2 protein-coding genes are annotated in these 1188 nt (G+C 43.4%); both read left to right on the forward strand.

Features of this window, described 5'->3' with window-relative positions; all coding sequences use genetic code 11:
- The first annotated feature begins 64 nt into the window (after nucleotides 1–64).
- Entirely contained in the window at nucleotides 65–904 is an 840-nt protein-coding gene (locus NYG90_RS10490; protein ID WP_285265042.1) for a DNA adenine methylase, read from the forward strand.
- A 98-nt stretch (nucleotides 905–1002) separates the two neighbouring features.
- The coding region (locus tag NYG90_RS10495) for a hypothetical protein (protein WP_285265043.1) at nucleotides 1003–1188 on the forward strand (186 nt) is incomplete at its 3' end.

Genomic DNA, 1188 nt, shown 5'->3' on the forward strand with positions numbered 1-1188 from the left:
CAGCTTTACCCCTTTTTGTGTGCTTGTGTTTAGTGAATAATCACGCAAAAACACAAGGGCAAAGATGATTTACACAAAGCCGCCGCTATCCTTTATGGGAAATAAGAAAAATATGCTAAAGCATATCAAGCAAGTGCTAAATACTATGAGAGCAGATGGGGAGATCGATGGGGAGAGCATATTTATCGATGTGTTTGGCGGATCTGGACTTGTCGCACATAATATCAAGCAATGGTATCCGCGCAATCAAGTGCTATGGAATGACTATGACAACTACCAAAAGAGGCTAGATCATATCGCACAGACAGAAAGCTTGCGTGCGTGGATCTATGAAAAAATGCGCGATGGTGAGTATCGAAACGCTTTGCCAAAGGATATAAAGCAAGAGATTTTAGCGCATATCCACGCCCTAGAGACACAGGGCGAGTATATCGACTACATTACACTTAGCTCTTACCTGCTTTTTTCTGGGAATTATGCAAGAGATTTTACAGAGCTTAGTAAAGCCACCTTTTATAACAGGATAAGTGCCACAAGGCTGACCGCGAAGGGATACCTTGACGGCGTGGAGAGAGTATCCCTAGACTTCATAGATCTCCTAGATAGCTATAAATCATATAAAAACAAATGCCTAATCCTAGATCCACCATACTTGCAGACACAAGTGGGGAACTATAAAGATCACTTTAGCTTGGGGCAGTTTTTTAGGCTCATAGAGAGAGTGCAGAGACCTTATCTATTTTTCGGTAGTGATAGGAGCGACACCATAGAGGCGGTTGAGTATTTGAAAAGGTATCACAAAGAGCTAGAGACCTACACCTTTAATAGCGCGTATTTACTAGGGGGGAATAACACAGATTATATCATATACCCAGAGGGCAGAAGTTTATTTAGCATAGCGTAAAAATGGAGAAGCTAGAAAAAGGGGGAGATTATAGGGGAGCTTTACCCCTTTTTTATCGCGGGAAGTTGTAGCACAATGCCAAGCAAAAAGGGGTAAAAATGAAAAGACAAGCCACAAAGCCCACCGCCCAAAAGAGCCAAGAGCAAAGCCAAGAAACAAACCTAGAAGCCCAAGAAAACAGCCAAAGCCTAGAATCCACCAAAGAGAGCAGCCAAGTCACTGCGCAAAAAGTGGATTCTAGCGCGGATTCTAGCGAGCTAGCCCAAGAAGCCGCGCCAAGCACG

Origin of the sequence: Helicobacter zhangjianzhongii, assembly GCF_030249855.1 — a bacterium.
GTDB lineage: Bacteria > Campylobacterota > Campylobacteria > Campylobacterales > Helicobacteraceae > Helicobacter_B > Helicobacter_B zhangjianzhongii.

Excerpts from the sequence above, each read along its gene's own strand:
- NYG90_RS10490 (WP_285265042.1), top strand. The coding sequence starts at position 65 with ATGATTTACACAAAGCCGCCGCTATCCTTTATGGGAAATAAGAAAAAT.